We start from the raw sequence: 1,593 nt of genomic DNA on the forward strand, positions 1-1,593 counted from the left end.
GCTCGACGTGACATCGCCTGCGTTGACCGTGACGTTGCCGCCCTTCGTCCCCGCGAAGATGCCGTTATCGGCCACCGTCACCGGGCCGACCGTGGTGACCTTCACCGCGCCCGAGCCGAAATTCTCGGCGTCAACGCCGAACCGCGCGTCGATCGCGCCGTTCGCGGTGACGTCGATATTGCCCGTCGCCGCCGCCGGGAAGATCGCCGCGACCATGCCGGCATTGCCCGCCTGGATATCGCCATTGGCCACTTCGGTGACGTTGGCGGTGTTCGACAGACTCTGGACGTCGATCGCGTTCTTGCCGACCGCCGGTGCGGTCACCGCACCGGTGGTGACGCTGATGTCGCCGCCTACCGCGGTATCGCGGACGATGATACCATTGCCGCCGGTCGAACCGCTCGCGCCCGAGATATCGACCGTGACGGTGCCCGAGCCGTTATTCTTGATGTTGGCCGCGTCGCCAGTGCCGCCCTGGAAGCCGCCAGCGCCGGTGACCAGGATGTCGCCCGCACCGCCGGTCCCACCAACCAGCGTCAGGCCGTTGGTCGCGCCCGTCACCGTGTCGGCGACGAAAACCCTCACCGCATCGTTACCGGTCGCCTTGATGCCTTCGAACGTCGTCCCGGTCACGGCGCCGGTCGCATCAACGATGGTTACGCCGGAGCCCGAATTGGTCGCCTCGATACCGGTCGTACCCGAAACGTTGTTTGCGGTGACACCCACCGACCCCGCCCCCGCAGCGTTGGTCTGGCGCGCCACGATCGCAGTCTCGCCGAGCGAACTGACATCACCCGACGTCACTAACACGTCACCGCCATGGGTCAGCGCGAAGACACCGTTGCCACTAGTCGCGGTGACTGGGCCGATCGTGGTGACGCTGGTTGATCCGCTGCCGAAATTCTCAGCATCGACACCGAACCGCGCGTCGATCGCGCCGTTCGCCGTTATGTCGATATTGCCGGTGCCGCCCGCGGTAAGGAGCGCGCCGACGATCCCGGCATTGCCCGCGTTCACGTCGCCATTCGCGGTGATAAAGACGTTGCCGGTGGTCGACAGGCTCTGGACGTCGATCCCGTCCTTGCCGGCCGCCAGCGCCGTCACCGCGCCAGTGGTCACGTCGATGTTGCCGCCTGCGGCAGTATCGCGCACCACGATGCCTTCACCGCTGGTCGAGCCGCTCGCGCCCGAGATGTCGACCGCGACCGTTCCCGAGCCGTTGTTCTTGATGTTTGCCGCGTCGCCCGTACCGCCGAGGAAGCCGCCGGTGCCGGTGACCGAGATGTTGCCCGCACCGCCGGTCCCGCCGACCAGCGTCAGGCCGTTGGTCGCGCCGGTCACCGTGTCGGCGACGGAGACGCTCACCGCATCGTTGCCGGTCGCCTTGATACCCTCTGCGGCCGTGCCGGCCACCGTGCCGTTAGCCGTGACGCTGACCGTGCCGGTGCCGAAATTGTGTGCGTCGATGCCCGTTGTGCCCGAGACGTTGCCCGCAGTCACATCGACATTGCCCGCGCCCGCGACCTTGGTCTGCTGCGCGATGATCGCGGTGTTGCCGGTCGAGGTGACGTCGCCGGCATTGACCGTGACGTT

At 67.2% G+C, this 1,593-nt stretch carries 1 protein-coding gene; it reads right to left on the reverse strand.

Annotated features, from left to right (window positions below; genetic code table 11):
• A partial coding sequence (locus SAS01S_RS22895; RefSeq protein ID WP_218016339.1) for a beta strand repeat-containing protein occupies nucleotides 1-1,593 on the reverse strand: 1,593 nt, incomplete at both ends.

The sequence above is a fragment of the Sphingomonas asaccharolytica NBRC 15499 genome (genome assembly GCF_001598355.1).
GTDB lineage: Bacteria > Pseudomonadota > Alphaproteobacteria > Sphingomonadales > Sphingomonadaceae > Sphingomonas > Sphingomonas asaccharolytica.